Here is a 21,363-nt window from a genome sequence, read left to right as displayed (position 1 = left end):
CAGCATTCAATACACATAAGCAATCACAATGAATTAGGTATCAGTCAGCATGCAGTTCTCAAAGTTTGGTGAAAAATTTAATCAGTATTCAGGTATCACGCAGTTAATGGACGATTTGAATGATGGTCTACGCACACCAGGTGCCATCATGCTCGGTGGAGGTAACCCAGCCGCCATTCCTGCCATGCTCGATTACTTTCACCAAGCCAGTGAGGAAATGCTCGCCAGTGGCGAACTCGTCGCCGCACTCGCCAACTACGATGGGCCACAGGGTAAAGACGCGTTCGTGAAAGCGCTGGCTCAGTTATTCCGTGAAACTTACGGTTGGGAGATTTCAGAGAAGAACATCAGCCTAACTAACGGCAGCCAAAGTGGCTTCTTCTACTTGTTCAACTTACTCGCAGGTAAACAGCCTGACGGTTCGCATAAGAAGGTGCTACTGCCTATCGCGCCTGAGTACATCGGCTATGGTGATGCTGGCATTGATGAAGATATTTTTGTCTCTTACCACCCAGAAATCGAGCTGTTAGATAACGGATTGTTTAAATACCACGTCGATTTTGAACAGCTAACCGTCGACGATTCTGTTGCGGCAATCTGCGCATCTCGCCCAACCAACCCAACGGGTAACGTACTGACAGACGAAGAAGTGCGTAAACTGGACAAACTCGCACGTGAAAACAACATCCCACTGATCATCGATAACGCCTACGGCTTGCCGTTCCCGAACATCATCTTTGAAGATGTCGAACCGTTCTGGAATGAAAACACCATCTTGTGCATGAGCCTATCCAAACTTGGCTTGCCTGGCGTGCGTTGCGGGATTGTGATTGCGAGTGAAGAAATCACTCAAGCGTTAACCAATATGAACGGCATCATCAGCCTAGCACCAGGCAGTGTGGGTCCAGCGCTGGCAAACCACATCATCGCTAAAGGCGACCTGCTTAAACTGAGTTCAGAGGTGATTAAGCCGTTTTACAAGCAGAAGTCGCAACGTGCGGTTGAACTGCTGCAAGAAGCGATTACCGATGAGCGCTTCCGTATTCACAAACCTGAAGGGGCGATCTTCTTGTGGTTATGGTTTGATGAGCTGCCAATAACAACAATGGAACTGTACCAACGCTTGAAAGCGCGTGGTGTATTGATAGTCCCGGGTGAATACTTCTTTATTGGCCAGAAAGACGAATGGGACCACGCTCATCAGTGCTTACGCATGAACTACGTTCAAGACGATGAGATGATGCAGAAAGGTATCGCGATTATCGCGGAAGAAGTCGAAAAGGCTTACCAACAAGGTCAGTAAAGCAAACTCCCGCATCAAAGACACAAATTAAAAAGAGCGCCAACTGGCGCTCTTTCTCACTCTATAGGGCAAATAACTTGCCGATTAGTTGCTTTCTAGCAGGTTGTTGCCACCGATAGCAATTTTACGTGGTTGCATTGCTTCTGGAATTTCACGAACCAAGTCAATGTGTAGTAGGCCATTTTCCATTGAAGCGCCAGTCACTTTTACATAGTCCGCTAGTTGGAACTTACGTTCAAAATCGCGCTCAGCAATGCCTTGGTACACATAGTTTTTGCCTTCTTCTGCTTTGCGTTCGCCCTTCACAATCAACATGTTTTCGTTTTGAGTCAGATCGAGTTGGTCTTCAGAGAAGCCAGCAACTGCCATAGTAATACGGTAGTTATGCTCGTCTTTTTGCTCAATGTTGTACGGAGGGTAACCGCCAGAAGTATTTTTCGCTGTATTCGCTTCCATCAGGTTTAGCAGACGATCAAAGCCAATTGCATTACGGTATAGTGGTGAGAAATCTACGTTACGCATAAATCTATCCTCTTAATTAAGCAATAGTCTTAGCTCAGATGACGTTCATCTCACAGGCGTGTTTATGCAAAAACCAACGCCGAGCTAAGAGATTCTTATCATTCCGCAGGCCATCATTTGGCTCGGAGACATGATAGGAAATCTAAAGGTTTAAGTTGTGTGCTAAAACGCCATATCCTCTTTTGAGCGATCTCGTTTTAGCGATTCCAGAGGGCTGTCTTCTAGTCTCTAGCAAGCCAGTCATCCTCTTCACAACTAGATATAAGGTCGTCAAAAATGACTTTCAAGGGAAAAAATAAAAAATTTTAAGTGCGCTCGCTATCTCCCCAGAAAGGTCAGTTTACCCTCGCTTTGCGATCGGTATTAAAAAGCCCACCTTTCTGGTGGGCTCAATCTGCACTCTACTTGCGGGAGGATTTACGCGCTTTTACAACGCCCTTTTCTGCCGCCTTTTCCTGTTTTAACTTACGCTTTTCTTTCAGACTCAACTGTGGTTGTTTCTTGTCTTTCTTACTCATGACTTCACCTCTATTTATTGGCACAACAGACAGCCACACAGCATTTTCTGAGCTGGTGGCTGTGATTGATGAACAATTTCAGTAATCACAAAGCAGCGTCGCTGATTAAAAATTTCCACTTCGAGCGCATCATTTTTAGCTCGACCTAACAATCGAGACCCCAAATAAGAATCGACCGCGAGCATACCTGTCATCGGTTGCCCCTTGCGCGAGCTGACTAACGTCATGCGATATTGATAGGCGCGTTCAACATCCACTAAGCGAACCGTGTCCCCAACCGCAATACGAGCTCGGTTACGGCAATGGGCCTGTTGCTCGCAGATTTCAAATAGCGATAACAACCTTAGTGGTGATTGATAGGTTAAAAAGCGACTGGTTAACCACCAAGTTCGCAGCGCCAAACAGTACGCCGAGAACCAGCGTTCAAACATGATTATTTCCTTCTTAATGCCTTGTCTTACAAATAAATTCAGTGCATTGAACCGGAAGTGCATCACCTCCGGCTTAGTTCAGGAAAGTCATCACCATTTTCTCAACCTCCTTATTCATCAGCTCTTCAGCACTATAGCGAGCAGAAAAAAGAAAGCAAAAGCGCCCAAGCGAACAAAATGGCGAGAAAAAAAGAAAACAGAAATAAAATGGCAAGCTTGATCAGGTTATTGGCAATTAGCACCAGAAAAACCAAAGTCTTGGCAGAAAGTGGCGATTTTCATTGGTGGTTAAAACAAAAAAAAAAGCAGCGATTTCTCGCTGCTTTTTTCTATTAAGACAAGTTGTCGTTACACGTCTAAGTTCGCTACTTTCAGCGCGTTTTCTTCGATGAAGTTACGACGAGGTTCTACTTGGTCACCCATCAGTGTTGTGAACAATTGGTCTGCGCCTACCGCATCCTCAATCGTTACTTGCATCATGCGACGCGTTTCTGGGTCCATAGTCGTTTCCCACAGCTGATCTGGGTTCATCTCACCTAGACCTTTGTAACGCTGACGGCTCAGACCACGCATTGACTCTTTAACCAACCAATCAAGCGCTTCTGCAAAGCTTGCTACTGGCATCGTACGCTCACCACGTTTGATGTACGCGCCTTCTTCCAGAAGCCCATCCAGTGCTTCTGATAGATCAGCCAATTTGCCGTACTCTTTCGAGTTTAGGAAATCGATGCTAATTGCATGTTCGTGCGTCACACCGTGAGTACGAACCACGATCTTAGGCAAGTTTAAGCCTAGTTCTTCGTGCTGTTCAACTTCGTAGCTGTATTGGCTCGCACCCACTTCTTTCGCATTCAACTGCTCAATAAGCTGCTTCGTCCACGCTTCAACAACTGATGCGTCATGGCATTGCTCAGGCGTTAGACGAGGAGTGTAAATCAACTCGTTTACCAAAGCACTTGGGTAACGACGGCTCATACGTTCCGCCAGTTTAATACCCGCATTGTACTGTTGAACAAGCTTCTCTAGTGCTTCACCTGCCAATGCTGGTGCTTCTGCGTTTACGTGTAGCGATGCATTATCCAGAGCCAATGATACTTGGTATTGGTTCATCGCTTCTTCGTCTTTGATGTACTGCTCTTGTTTGCCTTTTTTTACTTTGTAAAGTGGTGGCTGAGCGATGTACACGTAACCACGCTCGATAAGCTCTGGCATTTGACGGTAGAAGAAGGTCAATAGTAGCGTACGGATGTGCGAACCATCGACATCGGCATCGGTCATGATGATGATGTTGTGGTAACGCAGCTTGTCCGGATTGTACTCGTCACGACCGATACCACAACCAAGTGCAGTGATCAGCGTTGCTACTTCTTGCGAAGACAGCATCTTGTCGAAACGTGCTTTTTCTACGTTAAGAATCTTACCTTTTAGCGGTAGGATTGCTTGGTTCTTACGGTTACGGCCTTGTTTTGCGGAGCCGCCTGCCGAATCACCCTCCACTATGTATAGTTCAGAGAGTGCCGGATCTTTTTCCTGACAGTCTGCAAGTTTACCTGGAAGGCCAGCTAAGTCTAGTGCACCTTTACGGCGCGTCATTTCACGAGCTTTACGCGCTGCTTCACGTGCACGTGCTGCATCGATGATTTTCGAACAAACCATCTTCGCTTCTGTCGGGTTCTCAATCAGGAACTCAGACAGTTTTTCACCCATTGCTGATTCAACCGCTGATTTCACTTCAGAAGAAACCAGTTTGTCTTTGGTTTGGCTTGAGAACTTAGGATCAGGCACTTTCACCGAAACAACCGCAGTTAGACCTTCACGCGCATCGTCGCCTGAAGTCGCTGTTTTTGCTTTCTTAGAGAAACCTTCTTTATCCATAAAGCTGTTCAATGTACGTGTTAACGCAGCACGGAAACCAGCAAGGTGAGTACCACCATCACGCTGTGGGATATTGTTGGTAAAACAGAAGATATTCTCTTGGAAACCATCGTTCCATTGCATCGCCACTTCAACTGAAATGCCATCTTCACGCTCTGAGTTAAAGTGGAAGATTTTTTCGATGATTGGCGTTTTGTTGGTGTTTAGGTGATCAACGAACGCTTGAATACCACCTTCATACATGAAGTGATCATGTTTGTCCGCTTCACGCTCATCAACCAATTTGATCGATACACCAGAGTTCAGGAATGACAGTTCACGCAGGCGTTTCGCCAGAATGTCATAGTGGAACTCAGTGTTAGAGAAGGTCTCGGCACTTGGCCAGAAACGAATTTGCGTACCGGTTTTATCCGTATCACCCACAACGGCTAGTGGCGCTTGAGGCTCACCATGGCGGTAGGTTTGCGTATGGATATGGCCACCACGATGAATCGTCAGCTCAACTTTCTCAGATAGCGCGTTTACCACTGAAACACCTACCCCGTGAAGACCACCCGATACTTTGTATGAGTTATCGTCGAACTTACCACCCGCGTGAAGTACCGTCATGATTACTTCTGCTGCAGAGACATTTTCCTCTGAGTGGATTTCTGTTGGAATGCCACGACCATCATCGCTAACGGAAACCGAGTTATCCTCATGAATTGTCACAACGATGTCTTTACAGTGACCTGCCAACGCTTCATCAATTGAGTTATCCACCACCTCGAAAACCATGTGGTGAAGGCCGGTGCCGTCGTCCGTATCGCCGATGTACATTCCTGGACGCTTACGTACCGCATCCAGACCCTTCAGTACCTTAATACTCGATGAATCGTAATTTTCAGACATGAGTTTCTCTCTTCTAGTTTGACTCTATCCTGCCATGTTCCACATGAAACAATTTACCGTTATCGTCCAACATATCGGCGATTTGGCTTTCAGTGATAGAGCTTACAAATACTTGTGCGCCCGTCTCTTTTAAGCAGTCAGCAAGACGCTTGCGACGTTGGCTATCTAATTCCGACGCGAAGTCATCAATTAGGTAAATGCATTGTTTACCGGTCATCTCTGTCAGGTGTTGCCCTTGCGCGACACGCAATGCACACACCATGAGTTTTAATTGACCGCGTGACAGAACATCTTCAACGGGCGTTCCGTTCACTTTAATGCGCAAATCAGCTTTGTTTGGGCCACTAAAGGTGTATCCCAATGCCTGATCACGCTCAAAATTCTTTTCTAGTATCTCGTGGTATGGGGTGTCTTTATCCCAGCCACGATAATACTTCAATTGGATCTCAAATTCTGGCAAAAATGTCTGACAGATAGTTTCTGCGACGGTTTTCATCTGCTCGATGTAACTTGCTCGCCATTGGCTGATGTTTTCAGCCAACCCTGCCATTTCCTGATCCCAATAACTGAGTTCACGATAACTATTGGCGGTTTTCAACAACGCGTTGCGCTGCTTGTTAAGGCGCTTGAACCTTCCCCATGCTTGATAAAAAGCGGGCTCGGTATGAAACACGCCCCAATCAATAAACGCACGACGATGTTTAGGGCCATCTGTCAGTAAATCAAACCCTTCTGGGTGTATCAACTGCAGAGGCAGAACTTGTGCCAACTGCGCTAATTTTTGTCCAGATTGACCGCCTATTTTAACCTCTGTTGAGCCATCACGCTGCTTATTAATGCCGATAGGTAGCTCAAATTGATCCGAGTTCAAAAAACGACCATGAACAAACAGTTCGTCACACTCATTTTGTATCACTCGTCCGGTGAGAGAGCTCTTGAATGAGCGGCCATGCCCGAGCAGGTAAACCGCTTCTAAGACACTGGTTTTACCGCTGCCGTTCGGCCCGATAAGAAAGTTAAAGCCTGCTGATAACTCAATATCACAGGCTTTAATGTTTCGAAACTGCTGAATGATGAGACGAGAAAGAGGCATTCAGTTGGCTTATAGACGAATTGGCATCACCACGTACATGGCACTGTCATCGTCGGCATTTTCAATCAATGCGCTAGCGTTAGCATCCGACATCGACACACGTACATTTTCACAACGCAACGTGTTCAGAACATCAAGCACATAGCTTACGTTAAAGCCGATTTCGATGGCGTCACCTTCAAAGGTCACATCAAGCATCTCTTCCGCTTCTTCTTGTTCTGGGTTATTCGCGGTTATGCGCATTTCAGTATCAGCCAGATTCACACGCACGCCACGGAATTTTTCGTTGGAAAGAATCGCAGCACGAGAAAAGGCTTGGCGCAACTCGTCACAACTTGCTATTAGGGTCTTATTGGTGCTCTGAGGCAATACGCGGCGGTAGTCAGGGAAACGACCATCAACCAACTTAGAGGTAAAAGTAAAGTTATTCACCTCAGCACGAACATTGGAGCTACCGATCTGAAGTACTACGGGCTGCTCTGGTGCATCCATCAACTTCACTAATTCTTGCACACCTTTGCGTGGCACGATGATTTGCTTCTGCGCAAAATCCGCACCTAGCTGAGTTTGCGATACCGCCATACGGTGGCCGTCCGTCGCCACGCTGCGTAGCGTGGTACCGTCAATTTCAAACAACATACCGTTGAGGTAGTAACGAACGTCTTGATTCGCCATCGAGAACTGAGTTTTGTCGATCAGCGTACGTAGATCGGCTTGGCTCAGTGATACTTCCACTTCACTTTGCCAGTCTTCAATATTGGGGAAATCGTTCGCAGGAAGCGTTGCCAATGAGAAACGGCTGCGACCAGAGCGAACTTGTACGCGATCACCTTCTAAAACAAATGTGATGATCGCATCGTCCGGTAAACCACGGCAGATATCGAGAAACTTACGCGAAGGAACGGTAATGCTGCCCGCTTCAAAATCACCTTCTAGCGTCACTTTGCTTACTAACTCTACTTCAAGATCGGTTGCCGTCATCGACAACACGTTCTCTTCTACTTTAAGAAGTAGGTTACCCAGGATTGGCAGAGTTGGTCGGCCACCTAAAGCGCCCGAAACCTGCTGTAGCGGTTTGATTAAATGACTACGTTCAATGGTAAATTTCATGCTTGGCTCTTTACGCTGTCAGCTCAATAAATGATTTGCTTAGAATACCGTTATTCTAACCGATTACGAGGACAGGGTGCGAATCAAGTTAGAGTAATCTTCTTTAATATCGTGGCTCTCTTCACGCAGCTGCTCAATCTTGCGACACGCATGAAGTACGGTCGTATGATCGCGGCCACCAAACGCATCGCCAATTTCAGGCAAACTGTGGTTGGTTAGCTCTTTTGCTAACGCCATAGCCAGCTGACGAGGACGCGCTACAGAACGAGAACGACGCTTAGACAGCAAGTCCGCCACTTTAATCTTGTAGTATTCCGCCACGGTCTTTTGAATGTTATCGATCGTCACCAGCTTCTCTTGTAGAGCAAGCAGATCGCGCAGCGCTTCACGAACAAAATCAATCGTAATTGGACGGCCAGTAAAGTTCGCGTTAGCGATAACGCGGTTCAGTGCACCTTCTAGCTCACGAACGTTCGAACGCAGACGCTTGGCAATGAAGAATGCCACTTCATCAGCAAGGTGGATTTGGTGATCTTCGGCTTTTTTCATCAAGATCGCCACACGCGTTTCAAGCTCAGGCGGCTCGATCGCAACAGTAAGCCCCCAACCAAAGCGAGATTTAAGACGATCTTCAACGCCATTAATCTCTTTAGGATAACGGTCAGACGTTAAGATGATCTGCTGGTTACCTTCCAATAGTGCGTTGAAGGTATGGAAGAATTCTTCTTGCGAACGTTCTTTATTAGCAAAGAATTGGATGTCATCGATAAGGAGTGCATCCACACTGCGGTAGTAGCGTTTGAATTCTTCAATCGCATTGTTTTGCAGCGCTTTCACCATGTCTTGCACAAAACGCTCTGAGTGCATGTAGACCACTTTCGCGTTCGGGTTGTTATCCACAATCGCGTTACCCACCGCATGCAATAAGTGGGTTTTACCCAAACCCGTGCCGCCGTATAGGAATAGTGGGTTGTAAGCTGCACCTGGGTTATCCGATACCTGACGCGCCGCAGCCAAACCCAGTTGGTTCGACTTACCTTCAACAAAGTTGTCGAACTTGTGTTTTGGGTTCATGTTTGAGCGGTGATTGATCGCCGCAATCGCTTGAGCGTCGTCATCCCAGGTTTTGTGTACTGGCTTACGCGCCTGTAATTGCGCAGGTGCAGATGACTCCGCAGCCACATCTGCAGGCGTACGTGTCGGCGCTGGTTTTGGAGCAGAGACAGGTCGACTCCCCACTTCAAAGCGTAAGTTAGGAATGTCGCCACCACAGTATTCCTGCAGTAAGCGAGTAATATTGTTCAGATACTTATCACGCACCCAGTCCAACACAAAGCGGTTTGGCGCGAATAGAGTGAGAGTATTGTCATTGAGCTCCGCTTGTAGCGGACGAACCCACATGCTGAATTCTGTAGCTGGTAGCTCTTCTTGAAGCTGCTGCAAACATTGCAGCCAAAGCGAAGATGACACGGTGCCCCCACTGAGTAATTGAATTATCGGAAAAGACTGGCAATTTTACCTGTTGATAACCAAGATCGCCAGCGATTGATCGACGATCCAGTGAATAAGATCCAAGTTATTCACAATTATTTCTGCAAACTTGATGAGATCAACACACCTTGCCCCAAATTTGCCCACACAACGATCCACAATTGGGCAAAATTCACAAGATCGAGTGATTGGTGATAAGTCTGTGTATTATTTTATTCCCAATGCTGATTTTGTCGATCATTTCCCCTGGTTCAGTTCGCATTTTCGTCACATTTAACATTCTTCTTCTATTATCTAATAACTCACAGGTCTAGGTTATTGCTCTTGGTTATTTATTTAATTGAGCTAACTAACAGTAGTATTTCCAACCATAAAATTATGGAGATGTATTATGAAAAACTGGATTAAGGTTGCCGTTGCAGCCATTGCACTGTCGGCAGCAACCGTACAAGCCGCTACTGAAGTCAAAGTTGGTATGTCAGGTCGCTACTTCCCGTTTACTTTTGTAAAGCAAGATAAGCTACAAGGCTTTGAAGTCGACATGTGGGATGAAATCGGCAAACGCAACGATTACAAAATCGAATACGTAACCGCTAACTTCTCTGGTTTATTTGGTCTGCTAGAAACCGGTCGCATCGATACGATCTCCAACCAAATCACCATGACTGATGAGCGTAAAGCCAAATACCTATTTGCTGACCCTTACGTTGTAGATGGCGCACAAATTACCGTGCGTAAAGGTAACGACAGCATTAAAGGTGTTGACGATCTCGCGGGTAAAACCGTTGCGGTGAACCTAGGATCTAACTTCGAGCAACTGCTGCGTCAATACGACAAAGACGGCAAGATCAACATTAAAACGTACGACACAGGTATCGAACATGACGTGGCGCTCGGTCGTGCAGACGCGTTTGTAATGGATCGTCTTTCTGCGTTAGAGCTGATTAAGAAAACTGGCCTTCCTCTGGAATTGGCAGGCGAACCGTTTGAGACCATTCAAAACGCATGGCCTTTCGTTGACAACGAGAAAGGTCGTAAGCTGCAAGAAGAAGTAAACAAAGCACTGGCTGAGATGCGCGCAGATGGTACAGTAGAGAAAATTTCCGTGAAGTGGTTTGGCGCTGACATCACGAAATAAGAACTCTTTGTACTTTAGGCCGCAAAGTGGTATCACTCTCGGACTAAAATAAACTTACGTAAAGGTGGAACTTGTTTTCCACCTTTTCTTTTCTCTAGCCTTTAGGTAAGCCGTATGGGATTTGACTTTAATTACATGTTGGAACTGCTGCCGATATTGCTGAAATATCTTGGCACTACCATGGAAATGGCGACATGGGGATTGGTGTTTTCACTGATTTTATCCGTCATTTTAGCCAATATTCGCGTATTTAAACTGCCAGTTCTGGATCAATTAAGCCAACTGTACATCAGCTTCTTCCGTGGCACCCCTCTCTTAGTTCAGCTTTTCCTGCTTTATTACGGCTTACCACAAATTTTCCCATTGATGGTGGGTATTGATGCCTTCTCAGCAGCGGTGATCGGTTTAACGCTGCACTTTGCCGCTTATATGGCGGAAAGTATTCGTGCCGCCATTATTGGTATTGATCGTAGCCAGATGGAAGCGAGCTTGTCGGTGGGTATGACAACATCTCAGGCGATGCGCCGCGTCATTTTACCTCAAGCAACGCGTGTCGCACTGCCTTCATTGATGAACTATTTCATCGATATGATCAAGTCAACGTCTCTCGCCTTCACGCTTGGTGTGGCCGAAATCATGGCGAAAGCACAGATGGAAGCCTCATCAAGTTTCCGTTTCTTTGAAGCTTTCCTTGCGGTTGCTCTTATTTACTGGGGTGTGGTGGTGATTTTGACTCGCGTACAAATCTGGGCAGAAGCAAAACTGAATAAGGCGTACGTACGATGATCAAATTAGAAAATATTCACAAACGTTTTGGTGAGACTGAAGTGCTGAAAGGCATCGACCTCGATATTAAGCAAGGTGAGATCATCGTGATTATCGGCTCAAGTGGTACGGGTAAATCAACCTTGCTGCGTACGGTGAACTTTCTAGAACAAGCAGATGAAGGTCGTATCACGATAGATGACATCTCCGTTGATACTCAAAAACACACTAAAGCCGAAGTATTAGCGCTGCGTCGTCGAACTGGCTTTGTGTTCCAAAACTATGCCCTGTTTGCCCACATGAATGCGCGCCAGAACATTGCCGAAGGTCTAGTGACCGTTCGAGGCTGGAAAAAAGCCGATGCTCTCAAACGAGCGCAACAAATTCTGGATGACATCGGCCTTGGGGATAAAGGCGATAGTTATCCAGCGGCATTGTCTGGCGGCCAACAACAACGTGTGGGTATCGGCCGAGCGATGGCGCTGCAACCAGAACTGCTGTTATTTGACGAACCAACTTCTGCGTTGGATCCGGAATGGGTTGGAGAAGTTCTCTCATTAATGAAGAAGTTAGCTAATCAGCATCAAACCATGCTGGTGGTGACGCACGAGATGCAATTCGCGAAAGAAGTCGCTGATAGAGTGATCTTCATGGCGGAAGGCAATATCGTTGAGCAAGGTTCTCCACAGGATATCTTCGATAATCCACAAGATCCTCGTTTGAAAAAATTCCTTAACCAAGTAGGAATAGAGTAACGATCAAGCATCAGGATCGATTGATCCTTGAGATTTTACTCACACTACGTATAATCGCCCGGCCGGAATTTCGTACTCATTGAGTCATTGACACATTATGTGAGTGTGATTACAATTCCGCCTCTTTGTTGAGAGGCGTCGGTTGTCCTTCTCTATATAAAGAGCTTCTTTATATAAGAAAGCAAATACCCACGCCGGGTTTAACAAGAACCTAAAACTACTGATCAGTAAAGGTAATTATCATGAAACGCACTTTTCAACCTACAGTTCTAAAGCGCAAGCGTACTCACGGCTTCCGTGCTCGCATGGCAACTAAGAACGGTCGTAAAGTTATCAACGCACGTCGTGCAAAAGGCCGTGCGCGCCTATCAAAATAATCGCTAGTTTATTTTGAACACGTACGCGTTTAATCGGGAGTTACGTTTGTTAACTCCCGAGCATTATCAAAACGTCTTCCAGCAAGCTCATCGAGCTGGCTCGCCTCATTTCACCATCATTGCTCGCAAGAACAAACTTTCTCACCCACGATTAGGTTTAGCGGTTCCAAAAAAGCAAATCAAAACGGCTGTCGGTCGTAACCGATTTAAGCGTTTGGCTCGTGAAAGCTTTCGTAACAATCAACATCAGCTTCCAAACAAAGATTTTGTTGTGATTGCGAAGAAAAGCGCGCAAGATTTAAGCAATGAGGAAATTTTTAAGTTGTTTGATAAGCTATGGCAACGCCTGTCTCGCCCTTCACGTGGATAGCCATTGGGCTCGTTTATCTGTATCGCTGGTTTATCAGCCCTTTGATTGGTCCTCGTTGCCGGTTCACACCAACCTGTTCCACTTACGCGCTAGAAGCTTTGAGAGCTCACGGTTTTGTAAAAGGATGTTGGTTATCAGGCAAACGTCTATTAAAATGCCACCCTTTGAATGAAGGGGGGTATGACCCCGTTCCACCAGTCCAAAAACAAGACAGAGATAACTAACGATGGATTCTCAACGTAATATCCTGCTCATCGGTTTGGCCCTGGTTTCTTTTTTGCTGTTTCAACAATGGCAAGTTGCAAAGAATCCAGAACCTCAAGCAGTTGAACAGGCTCAATCAAGCAGCACTCTACCTGCACCATCTTTTGCTGATGAACTTGACCCAGTTCCTGGCCAACAGCAAGCTTCTGCAAAAACTATCACAGTAACGACTGATGTTTTAACTCTGTCGATCGACACCGTTGGTGGCGATGTGGTACATGCCAACCTTAACGAATACTCTGCTGAGTTAGATTCATCAGATTCCTTTGTTCTGCTTAAAGACGCTCAAGGTCACCAATTTATCGCTCAAAGCGGTCTAGTGGGTCCTCAAGGTATCGACTTGAGCAGCACAAATCGCCCTCACTACAACGTAAGTGCAGACAGCTTCACAATGGCTGACGGTCAAGATGAACTTCGCGTTCCGATGACATTCACTGCAAACGGCATCGAATACACCAAAACTTACATATTTAAACGCGGCAGCTACGCGCTTAATGTTGAATACGATGTAGTGAACAACTCAGGCAACAACGCAACATTTGGTATGTACGCTCACCTACGTCAAAACCTAATGGACGATGGTGGTAGCATCACAATGCCTACTTACCGTGGTGGCGCATACTCAACAGAAGATACGCGTTACAAGAAGTACAGCTTTGATGATATGCAGGATCGCAACCTGTCTCTTAACCTAGCCGATGGCCAAGGTTGGGCAGCAATGATTCAGCACTACTTTGCCGCAGCTTGGATCCCACGTAACGAACCAGGTACTAACCTATACACTCGTGTAATTGGCAACCTAGGCGACATCGGCGTTCGTATGCCGAACAAAACTATCGCAACAGGCGATCAGGCTAAGTTTGAAGCAACACTTTGGGTTGGTCCAAAACTGCAAGATGAAATGGCAGAAGTGGCACCTAACCTAGACCTAGTAGTGGACTACGGCTGGTTATGGTTCATTGCGAAGCCTCTTCATATGTTGCTTTCATTCATCCAGAGCTTTGTTGGTAACTGGGGTGTGGCAATCATCTGTCTGACCTTCATCGTTCGTGGTGCAATGTACCCACTAACGAAAGCGCAATACACGTCTATGGCGAAAATGCGTATGCTTCAGCCTAAGCTGCAAGCTATGCGTGAGCGCATCGGTGATGACCGTCAGCGTATGAGCCAAGAAATGATGGAACTGTACAAGAAAGAGAAAGTAAACCCACTAGGTGGCTGTTTACCTCTTATCCTACAGATGCCTATCTTCATCGCACTATACTGGGCGCTAATGGAATCGGTAGAGCTTCGTCACTCACCATTCTTCGGTTGGATTCATGACCTTTCAGCACAGGACCCTTACTACATCCTGCCGCTATTGATGGGTGCGTCTATGTTCCTAATCCAGAAGATGAGCCCGACAACGGTAACGGATCCAATGCAGCAGAAGATCATGACCTTTATGCCGGTTATGTTTACCTTCTTCTTCTTGTTCTTCCCATCAGGTCTCGTTCTGTACTGGTTGGTGTCGAACATCGTAACGCTTATCCAGCAAACTCTTATCTACAAAGGATTGGAGAAAAAAGGCTTACACAGCAAGTAACCTTTTAGGAAAAGATTGAGAAAGGCGGCCAAAAGGTCGCCTTTTTGTTTTTGGCTGATTACAATTCAGCTAACTAAAGTTATGGCTCAATTTGAGCCCAGCTCAAAAGGCAAAATTATGACTACAGATACGATTGTCGCTCAAGCGACCGCGCCTGGTCGTGGCGGTGTCGGTATTATTCGAGTATCAGGCCCTAAAGCCAACCAAGTGGCGTTAGAAGTCACGGGTAAGACACTAAAGCCTCGCTATGCAGAGTACCTGCCGTTTAAGTCAGAAGATGACACTGTGCTTGATCAGGGCATCGCTCTGTACTTCCCTAACCCGCACTCATTTACAGGTGAAGACGTACTTGAGCTGCAAGGCCATGGCGGCCCCGTCGTGATGGATATGCTGATAAAACGCATTCTAGGTATTAATGGTATTCGAGCAGCTCGCCCTGGTGAGTTCTCTGAACGCGCGTTCCTGAACGATAAACTCGACCTCGCTCAAGCAGAAGCAATTGCAGACCTCATTGATGCAAGTTCTGAAGAAGCAGCAAAATCGGCGCTGCAATCCTTACAGGGCGCCTTTTCAGGGCGCATTAATACCTTAGTTGAGTCGCTGATTCATTTGCGTATCTATGTTGAGGCAGCCATCGACTTCCCAGAAGAAGAGATCGACTTTCTGGCCGACGGCAAAGTGGCTGGTGACCTACAAGCCATCATCGACAACCTAGATGCGGTGCGCAAAGAAGCCAACCAAGGCGCAATCATGCGTGAAGGGATGAAAGTCGTGATTGCTGGTCGTCCAAATGCGGGCAAATCAAGCCTACTGAACGCGCTATCAGGCAAAGAGTCTGCAATCGTAACCGACATCGCAGGTACCACGCGTGACGTCCTGCGTGAGCATATCCACATTGATGGTATGCCACTGCACATCATTGATACAGCAGGTCTGCGTGATGCCTCCGACGAAGTCGAGAAAATCGGTATCGAGCGCGCGTGGGATGAAATCGCTCAAGCAGACCGCGTCTTGTTCATGGTGGATGGCACCACAACCGATGCCACCGATCCGAAAGATATCTGGCCAGACTTTGTGGATCGCCTACCCGACAACATCGGCATAACCGTGATCCGAAACAAAGCGGATCAAACGGGTGAAGAAATGGGGATCTGCCACGTCAATAACCCTACCCTCATCCGCTTGTCAGCGAAAACTGGTGCAGGGGTTGAAGCTCTGCGTGAACACCTAAAAGAATGCATGGGCTTCTCAGGCAACAGTGAAGGTGGCTTTATGGCTCGTCGCCGTCACCTCGATGCGTTGGAACGCGCCGCACAGCACCTTCAAATAGGCCAAGAACAGCTTGAAGGCTATATGGCTGGTGAGATACTGGCAGAAGAGCTGCGCATCACCCAACAGCATCTCAACGAGATTACCGGAGAGTTCAGTTCTGACGACTTACTGGGCCGAATCTTCTCTTCATTCTGTATCGGGAAGTAAATAATCGAACGCGCGGTGCTGAGCTTAACTCACACCGCGTTTCTTTTTGTACGGCAAGCCATCCATGAGCTTTAGCCGTCGCATTCAATAAGGAAGAAGTATGATCCACATTATTACAGGCAGCACGCTAGGTGGCGCAGAATACGTAGGGGATCACCTGAGTGATCTACTCAACGAGAATGGATTTGAAACAACGATCCACAACCAACCGTCCCTCGATGAGATCGAAAATCAAGGAACGTGGTTGGTGATCACCTCAACCCATGGGGCTGGTGAGTACCCTGATAATATTCAACCTTTTATCGCGGCATTACAAAATACCCCGCCGAAAATGACCGACGTAAAGTTCGCAGTGATTGCGATTGGTGATTCAAGCTATGATACGTTCTGCGCCGCTGGTCAACACGCTTATGATTTACTAGAGGACATTGGTGCCACACCGCTCGCTGATTGTCTTAAGATTGATGTACTGAGCCATGCAGTACCCGAAGACGCCGCTGAGGCATGGTTAAAAGAGAATATCGAACGCTTTTAAGCTCTCCGCTTTCCCTTCAACAGAGTCGAAATTCGGCTCTGTTTTCCCCAATGTGAATAACTCCCGTCAAATTATTTTGTTTAACTGCTCAAAAACCAATCAAACGAGCTGTGGATAACTACGATAAGATCCAGTGATTTTCCTTTAGTTATCCCAATAACAACTTTGATCAATTTTACCCCCTGTGTATAACTACCACTTTTGATCCCAGGTAATCCTCGATCTGATCCAATCATGATCACAAGATATGATCCAAAGAAGATCTATGATCTTGTTGATCATTTTTAGGTTATCCACAGAAACGGTCGATCCTAATAGTAGATCTAATAAAAGATCATATATATAGATCTTATATATATTTATCTTGAAGCTTAAAACGGATAAAACGAGAAAACGTTTTTCTCTGTGGCATAAAGCAGGTAAAATACGGCTCCTTTATCTGTCCATTAAATCCCTTTGAATACCTGAGGTCAGTTCATGCTTTATCACGAAAACTTTGACGTCATTGTTGTCGGTGGCGGACACGCAGGAACGGAAGCCGCGCTCGCATCTGCACGCACAGGACAAAAAACGCTTCTCCTTACCCATAACATCGATACATTAGGCCAGATGTCTTGTAACCCGGCGATTGGTGGTATTGGTAAAGGTCACTTAGTAAAAGAAGTGGATGCTATGGGCGGTTTGATGGCTGAAGCCATCGACCATGCAGGTATTCAATTCCGTACACTAAATGCCTCCAAAGGTCCTGCAGTTCGAGCGACTCGAGCTCAAGCGGATCGTGCTCTGTACAAAGCGTACGTCCGTAACGCATTAGAAAATGCCCCCAACTTAACGCTGTTCCAGCAGTCAGTGGATGATCTGATTGTTGAGCAAGACCGCGCGGTTGGCGTGGTGACTCAAATGGGACTTCGCTTCCATGCGAAAGCCGTCGTACTAACGGTAGGTACGTTTCTTGGTGGTAAGATCCACATTGGCATGGAGAGCTCTTCAGGCGGACGTGCAGGAGATCCACCGTCGATCGCATTAGCGGATCGATTACGTGAACTGCCATTCCGTGTGGATCGTTTAAAAACGGGTACCCCACCGCGCATTGATGCTCGCACCGTTGATTTTTCAGTGCTTGAAGCTCAGCACGGTGATAACCCTACGCCTGTATTTTCATTCATGGGTAAACGCGAACAACACCCGCGTCAGATCCCATGTTTTATTACGCACACCAATGAGCAAACGCACGATGTGATCCGTAGCAACTTGGATCGCAGTCCGATGTACGCGGGTGTGATTGAAGGCATTGGCCCGCGTTACTGCCCGTCGATTGAAGACAAAGTGATGCGTTTTGCGGATAAAAATAGCCACCAAATCTTCATTGAGCCAGAAGGTTTAACGACGCACGAGCTATACCCTAACGGTATCTCGACTAGCTTGCCATTTGATGTGCAAGTACAAATCGTTCGCTCAATGAAAGGCTTTGAAAATGCGCATATCGTTCGTCCTGGTTATGCGATTGAGTACGATTTCTTCGATCCACGTGATTTGAAGCAAACGTACGAAACCAAGTTTATTCATGGTCTGTTCTTTGCCGGTCAGATTAATGGTACGACTGGCTACGAAGAAGCCGCAGCGCAAGGTTTGATGGCGGGTTTAAACGCAAGCTTGTACAGCCAAGACAAAGAAGGCTGGAGCCCACGTCGTGACCAAGCTTACATGGGCGTATTGATTGATGATTTATCGACCATGGGTACCAAAGAACCGTACCGCATGTTCACTTCTCGTGCGGAATACCGCTTGTTGCTACGTGAAGATAACGCTGATTTACGTTTAACGGAAAAAGCACGCGAGTTAGGCTTGATTGACGATGTTCGTTGGGCTCGCTTTAACGAGAAACTCAATAACATGGAAACGGAACGTCAGCGTTTGAAATCAACGTGGATGAATCCGAAATCAGAAGGCGTTGATGAGCTGAACAAGCTGCTGAAAACCCCAATGGCACGTGAAGCGAGTGGTGAGGATCTTCTGCGTCGTCCAGAGATCACTTATTCGCAACTGACGCAACTTGAAGCGTTTGCTCCTGCACTTGAAGATCAGCAAGCGGCTGAGCAAGTTGAAATTCAAGTAAAATACGATGGTTACATCAAGCGTCAGCAGGAAGAGATCGAAAAATCACTACGTCACGAAAATACCAAGTTACCTGCTGATTTGGATTACCGCGATGTAAAAGGTTTATCAAACGAAGTCGTTGCTAAACTGAGTGAAGCCAAACCAGAGAGCATCGGTATTGCATCGCGCATTTCTGGTATTACGCCTGCTGCAATTTCTATTCTACTTGTTCACTTGAAAAAGCATGGTTTGCTGAAGAAAGGTGAGGAAGAATAATGAGCGCATTGCGAACAAAGCTGGATTCACTGATCGCGAAAACCGATTTAGAAGTGTCTGAGCAACAAAGAGAGCAATTGGTCGGTTACGTCGAACTGCTCGACAAGTGGAACAAAGCGTACAATTTAACGTCGGTGCGCGATCCGCTTGATATGTTAGTGAAACATATTCTTGATAGCATCGTGGTGAGCACACACCTGCCCGGTGAGCGCTTTATTGATGTTGGTACTGGTCCGGGCTTACCGGGCATACCTTTGGCAATCATGAACCCTGAGAAGACCTTCTTCTTGCTCGACAGTCTTGGCAAACGCATCCGTTTTATCAAGCAAGTCGTGCACACATTAGGGCTGAAAAACGTGACACCAATTCAAAGTCGCGTCGAAGAATTCCAACCTGAAGAAAAATTTGATGGCGTTTTGAGTCGAGCTTTTGCTTCAATGACAGACATGGTGGAATGGTGCCACCATTTGCCGAAACAAGAGCATGGGGTGTTTCTAGCGCTGAAAGGACAGCACCCTAAAGATGAAATGGATCAGCTTCCTGAATGGTGCAGTGTGACAGAGATCATATCTTTAGCTGTTCCTGAGTTGGAAGGTGATCGTCATCTAGTAATCTTATCGCGCAAGGAAAATTAGCGAGGTAATCGTGGGTAAAATTGTAGCAATCGCCAACCAGAAAGGTGGGGTCGGCAAAACAACAACGTGCATTAACTTAGCGGCTTCGATGGCGGCAACAAAGCGCAAGGTTTTGGTGATCGATCTCGACCCGCAAGGCAATGCTACGATGGCCAGTGGCGTGGATAAATATATGGTCGATGCCACCGCATACGATCTTTTGGTCGAAGATACACCGTTCGATCAAGTCGTTTGTACCCAAACCACAGGGAAGTATGATTTGATCGCGGCGAACGGAGACGTAACCGCGGCAGAGATCAAATTGATGGAAGTGTTCGCTCGCGAAGTGCGTTTAAAAAATGCATTGTCGTCAGTTCGCGATAACTATGATTTCATCTTTATTGATTGTCCTCCTTCTCTAAATCTTCTTACAATCAATGCGATGGCGGCAGCTGATTCTGTGCTGGTGCCGATGCAATGTGAATACTTTGCGTTAGAAGGTTTAACTGCTCTTATGGACACAATCAGCAAGTTAGCGGCTGTGGTTAATGAAAACCTCAAAATCGAAGGTTTACTGCGTACTATGTACGACCCGCGCAACCGCCTATCGAATGAAGTGTCTGATCAACTTAAAAAACACTTTGGCAATAAAGTTTACCGTACCGTCATTCCGCGTAATGTGCGTTTGGCCGAAGCGCCAAGTCACGGTAAACCAGCGATGTACTACGATAAGTACTCTGCAGGGGCCAAAGCGTATCTTGCTCTAGCGGGCGAAATGCTCCGCCGCGAAGAAATCCCAGTTTAACTCTAACCTAAGGAATTCAATCCCATGTCTAAGCGTGGTCTCGGAAAAGGACTGGATGCGTTATTGTCGACCAGTTCGTTTGCTCGTGAAAAACAGCATATTGCATCGCATAGCCAAGAATTATCGGCAGACGGTGAGTTAACCGACTTAGCGATTGGTCAATTGCAACCGGGCGTATACCAACCGCGTAAAGATATGGCGCCTGAAGCGCTAGAAGAATTAGCGGCTTCGATTCAGTCACAAGGCATTATTCAGCCAATCGTGGTTCGCCAGGTTGAAAGTGGTCAGTTTGAGATCATCGCTGGTGAGCGCCGCTGGCGTGCGGCAAGGCAGGCTGGTTTAAAACGCGTGCCGTGTTTGGTGAAGAAAGTCGAAGATCGCGCGGCGATTGCCATGGCGTTGATTGAGAACATTCAACGTGAAGACTTGAATGTGATTGAAGAAGCACAAGCGCTTGAGCGCTTACAAGACGAATTTACGCTTACGCATCAACAAGTCGCAGAAGTGATTGGTAAGTCGAGAACGACGGTCAGTAACTTGTTACGTTTAAATCAGCTTGAGTCCAATGTGAAAAGCTTGGTTGCGGATAAATTGCTAGAAATGGGTCATGCGCGAGCGCTATTGGCCTTGCAGGGGGAACAGCAGGTTGAGGTTGCTCAACAAGTCGCGAAAAAGCAAATGACTGTTCGCCAAACCGAACAGTTAGTAAAAAAGTGCTTAGCCCCACAAAATGAGCAAAAAGGGCAACAAGAAGATACCGAAGCTGAGCAAATGTCGCATAAATTGAGTCAGCTGCTTGATGCAAAAGTTTCTCTGACCCGTTCTGCAAACGGAAAAGCGAAATTGACGATAAGTATTGATGAGCCTCACAAATTGGACCAACTAATTGCCAAGCTTGAGGCCTAGATGAGATAATTGATTTAGGTCAATTAATCTAATTAATCGAATTTTGTGCGAAAGTTGTCGTTTTGTAAACAAAACTGTAAGTTTTTGATGCAATCGAATTGCTTTACGTTGAACTGAACGTATAATTTTCGCCAATTTCCCAGCACAGAGAGTTTAGTGCGAA

At 46.5% G+C, this 21,363-nt stretch carries 21 protein-coding genes; 15 read left to right on the top strand and 6 right to left on the bottom strand.

The genetic code is table 11. The features are described 5' to 3' along the window. Positions 1–49: 49 nt before the first annotated feature. Positions 50–1,303, top strand: a complete 1,254-nt coding sequence (locus tag D8S93_RS20375) for a valine--pyruvate transaminase (RefSeq protein ID WP_046874585.1) — start codon at positions 50–52, stop codon at positions 1,301–1,303. An 84-nt stretch (positions 1,304–1,387) separates the two neighbouring features. Here the strand turns inward: D8S93_RS20375 and D8S93_RS20370 are convergent, their stop codons facing one another. Continuing rightward, positions 1,388–1,825, bottom strand: a complete 438-nt coding sequence (locus D8S93_RS20370) for an Hsp20 family protein (RefSeq protein ID WP_005458680.1) — start codon at positions 1,823–1,825, stop codon at positions 1,388–1,390. Between the two features lie 532 nt (positions 1,826–2,357). Beyond that, on the bottom strand, positions 2,358–2,774 hold the full coding sequence (locus tag D8S93_RS20360) for a GreA/GreB family elongation factor (protein WP_017635594.1): 417 nt from the start codon (positions 2,772–2,774) through the stop codon (positions 2,358–2,360). Positions 2,775–2,831: 57 nt separating this feature from the next. On the opposite strand from D8S93_RS20360, the gene D8S93_RS24885 reads away from it, so the two are divergent. Further along, entirely contained in the window at positions 2,832–3,110 is a 279-nt protein-coding gene (locus D8S93_RS24885; protein ID WP_193621655.1) for a hypothetical protein, read from the top strand. A gap of 12 nt (positions 3,111–3,122) precedes the next feature. On the opposite strand, the gene gyrB is transcribed toward D8S93_RS24885, so the two are convergent. From gyrB to dnaA, 4 genes are all read right to left on the bottom strand, one after another. Next, positions 3,123–5,540: a DNA topoisomerase (ATP-hydrolyzing) subunit B gene (gene gyrB / locus D8S93_RS20355; RefSeq protein ID WP_005394109.1), complete on the bottom strand. Its 2,418-nt coding sequence runs from the start codon at positions 5,538–5,540 to the stop codon at positions 3,123–3,125. Positions 5,541–5,553: 13 nt separating this feature from the next. After that, positions 5,554–6,633: a DNA replication/repair protein RecF gene (gene recF, locus D8S93_RS20350; protein WP_005394107.1), complete on the bottom strand. Its 1,080-nt coding sequence runs from the start codon at positions 6,631–6,633 to the stop codon at positions 5,554–5,556. Between the two features lie 9 nt (positions 6,634–6,642). Continuing rightward, positions 6,643–7,743 (bottom strand): DNA polymerase III subunit beta, encoded by a 1,101-nt coding sequence (gene dnaN / locus D8S93_RS20345; protein WP_005394106.1) that lies wholly within the window; start codon positions 7,741–7,743, stop codon positions 6,643–6,645. A 63-nt stretch (positions 7,744–7,806) separates the two neighbouring features. Beyond that, positions 7,807–9,213: a chromosomal replication initiator protein DnaA gene (gene dnaA, locus D8S93_RS20340; protein WP_005378835.1), complete on the bottom strand. Its 1,407-nt coding sequence runs from the start codon at positions 9,211–9,213 to the stop codon at positions 7,807–7,809. A 412-nt stretch (positions 9,214–9,625) separates the two neighbouring features. Here dnaA and D8S93_RS20330 point away from each other — a divergent pair, with 412 nt between their 5' ends. The 13 genes from D8S93_RS20330 (at position 9,626) to D8S93_RS20270 (ending at position 21,200) form a co-directional block, all read left to right on the top strand. Next, the gene (locus tag D8S93_RS20330) at positions 9,626–10,372 is read left to right on the top strand and encodes an amino acid ABC transporter substrate-binding protein (protein WP_005378831.1); all 747 of its coding nucleotides are present in this window, start codon (positions 9,626–9,628) and stop codon (positions 10,370–10,372) included. Between the two features lie 114 nt (positions 10,373–10,486). Beyond that, positions 10,487–11,158, top strand: coding sequence for an amino acid ABC transporter permease (locus D8S93_RS20325; protein ID WP_005378829.1), 672 nt, complete (start codon positions 10,487–10,489; stop codon positions 11,156–11,158). Continuing rightward, positions 11,155–11,892, top strand: coding sequence for an amino acid ABC transporter ATP-binding protein (locus D8S93_RS20320; RefSeq protein WP_005378827.1), 738 nt, complete (start codon positions 11,155–11,157; stop codon positions 11,890–11,892). Before D8S93_RS20325 ends, D8S93_RS20320 begins: the two co-directional genes overlap by 4 nt. 242 nt (positions 11,893–12,134) lie before the next feature. Continuing rightward, the gene (rpmH, locus tag D8S93_RS20315; RefSeq protein WP_005378825.1) at positions 12,135–12,269 is read left to right on the top strand and encodes a 50S ribosomal protein L34; all 135 of its coding nucleotides are present in this window, start codon (positions 12,135–12,137) and stop codon (positions 12,267–12,269) included. A gap of 46 nt (positions 12,270–12,315) precedes the next feature. Continuing rightward, positions 12,316–12,639 (top strand): ribonuclease P protein component, encoded by a 324-nt coding sequence (gene rnpA, locus D8S93_RS20310; RefSeq protein ID WP_012841263.1) that lies wholly within the window; start codon positions 12,316–12,318, stop codon positions 12,637–12,639. Further along, the gene (yidD, locus tag D8S93_RS20305) at positions 12,606–12,863 is read left to right on the top strand and encodes a membrane protein insertion efficiency factor YidD (RefSeq protein ID WP_005378822.1); all 258 of its coding nucleotides are present in this window, start codon (positions 12,606–12,608) and stop codon (positions 12,861–12,863) included. Before rnpA ends, yidD begins: the two co-directional genes overlap by 34 nt. Positions 12,864–12,865: 2 nt before the next feature. Further along, a complete protein-coding gene (gene yidC / locus D8S93_RS20300) occupies positions 12,866–14,488 on the top strand; it encodes a membrane protein insertase YidC (RefSeq protein ID WP_005383834.1) in 1,623 nt (540 codons plus the stop codon). Positions 14,489–14,605: 117 nt separating this feature from the next. Beyond that, entirely contained in the window at positions 14,606–15,967 is a 1,362-nt protein-coding gene (gene mnmE / locus D8S93_RS20295; protein ID WP_152815133.1) for a tRNA uridine-5-carboxymethylaminomethyl(34) synthesis GTPase MnmE, read from the top strand. 100 nt (positions 15,968–16,067) lie between these two features. Continuing rightward, positions 16,068–16,502 (top strand): FMN-binding protein MioC, encoded by a 435-nt coding sequence (gene mioC, locus D8S93_RS20290; RefSeq protein WP_005394096.1) that lies wholly within the window; start codon positions 16,068–16,070, stop codon positions 16,500–16,502. 477 nt (positions 16,503–16,979) lie between these two features. Next, complete coding sequence (mnmG, locus tag D8S93_RS20285) at positions 16,980–18,875, top strand: tRNA uridine-5-carboxymethylaminomethyl(34) synthesis enzyme MnmG (RefSeq protein ID WP_047010278.1); 1,896 nt, start codon at positions 16,980–16,982, stop codon at positions 18,873–18,875. Beyond that, positions 18,875–19,510, top strand: a complete 636-nt coding sequence (rsmG, locus tag D8S93_RS20280) for a 16S rRNA (guanine(527)-N(7))-methyltransferase RsmG (RefSeq protein ID WP_005394093.1) — start codon at positions 18,875–18,877, stop codon at positions 19,508–19,510. The genes mnmG and rsmG overlap by 1 nt, the downstream gene beginning before the upstream one ends. A gap of 10 nt (positions 19,511–19,520) precedes the next feature. Continuing rightward, on the top strand, positions 19,521–20,294 hold the full coding sequence (locus D8S93_RS20275; protein ID WP_005383838.1) for a ParA family protein: 774 nt from the start codon (positions 19,521–19,523) through the stop codon (positions 20,292–20,294). A 24-nt stretch (positions 20,295–20,318) separates the two neighbouring features. Beyond that, positions 20,319–21,200, top strand: coding sequence for a ParB/RepB/Spo0J family partition protein (locus tag D8S93_RS20270; protein WP_109170325.1), 882 nt, complete (start codon positions 20,319–20,321; stop codon positions 21,198–21,200). Positions 21,201–21,363 lie beyond the last annotated feature (163 nt).

Source organism: Vibrio sp. VGrn 2, assembly GCF_009361695.1.
Taxonomy (GTDB): domain Bacteria; phylum Pseudomonadota; class Gammaproteobacteria; order Enterobacterales; family Vibrionaceae; genus Vibrio; species Vibrio diabolicus.
Note: the sequence above shows the minus strand (reverse complement) of the source record. Positions and strands in the feature narration are given on the sequence as shown.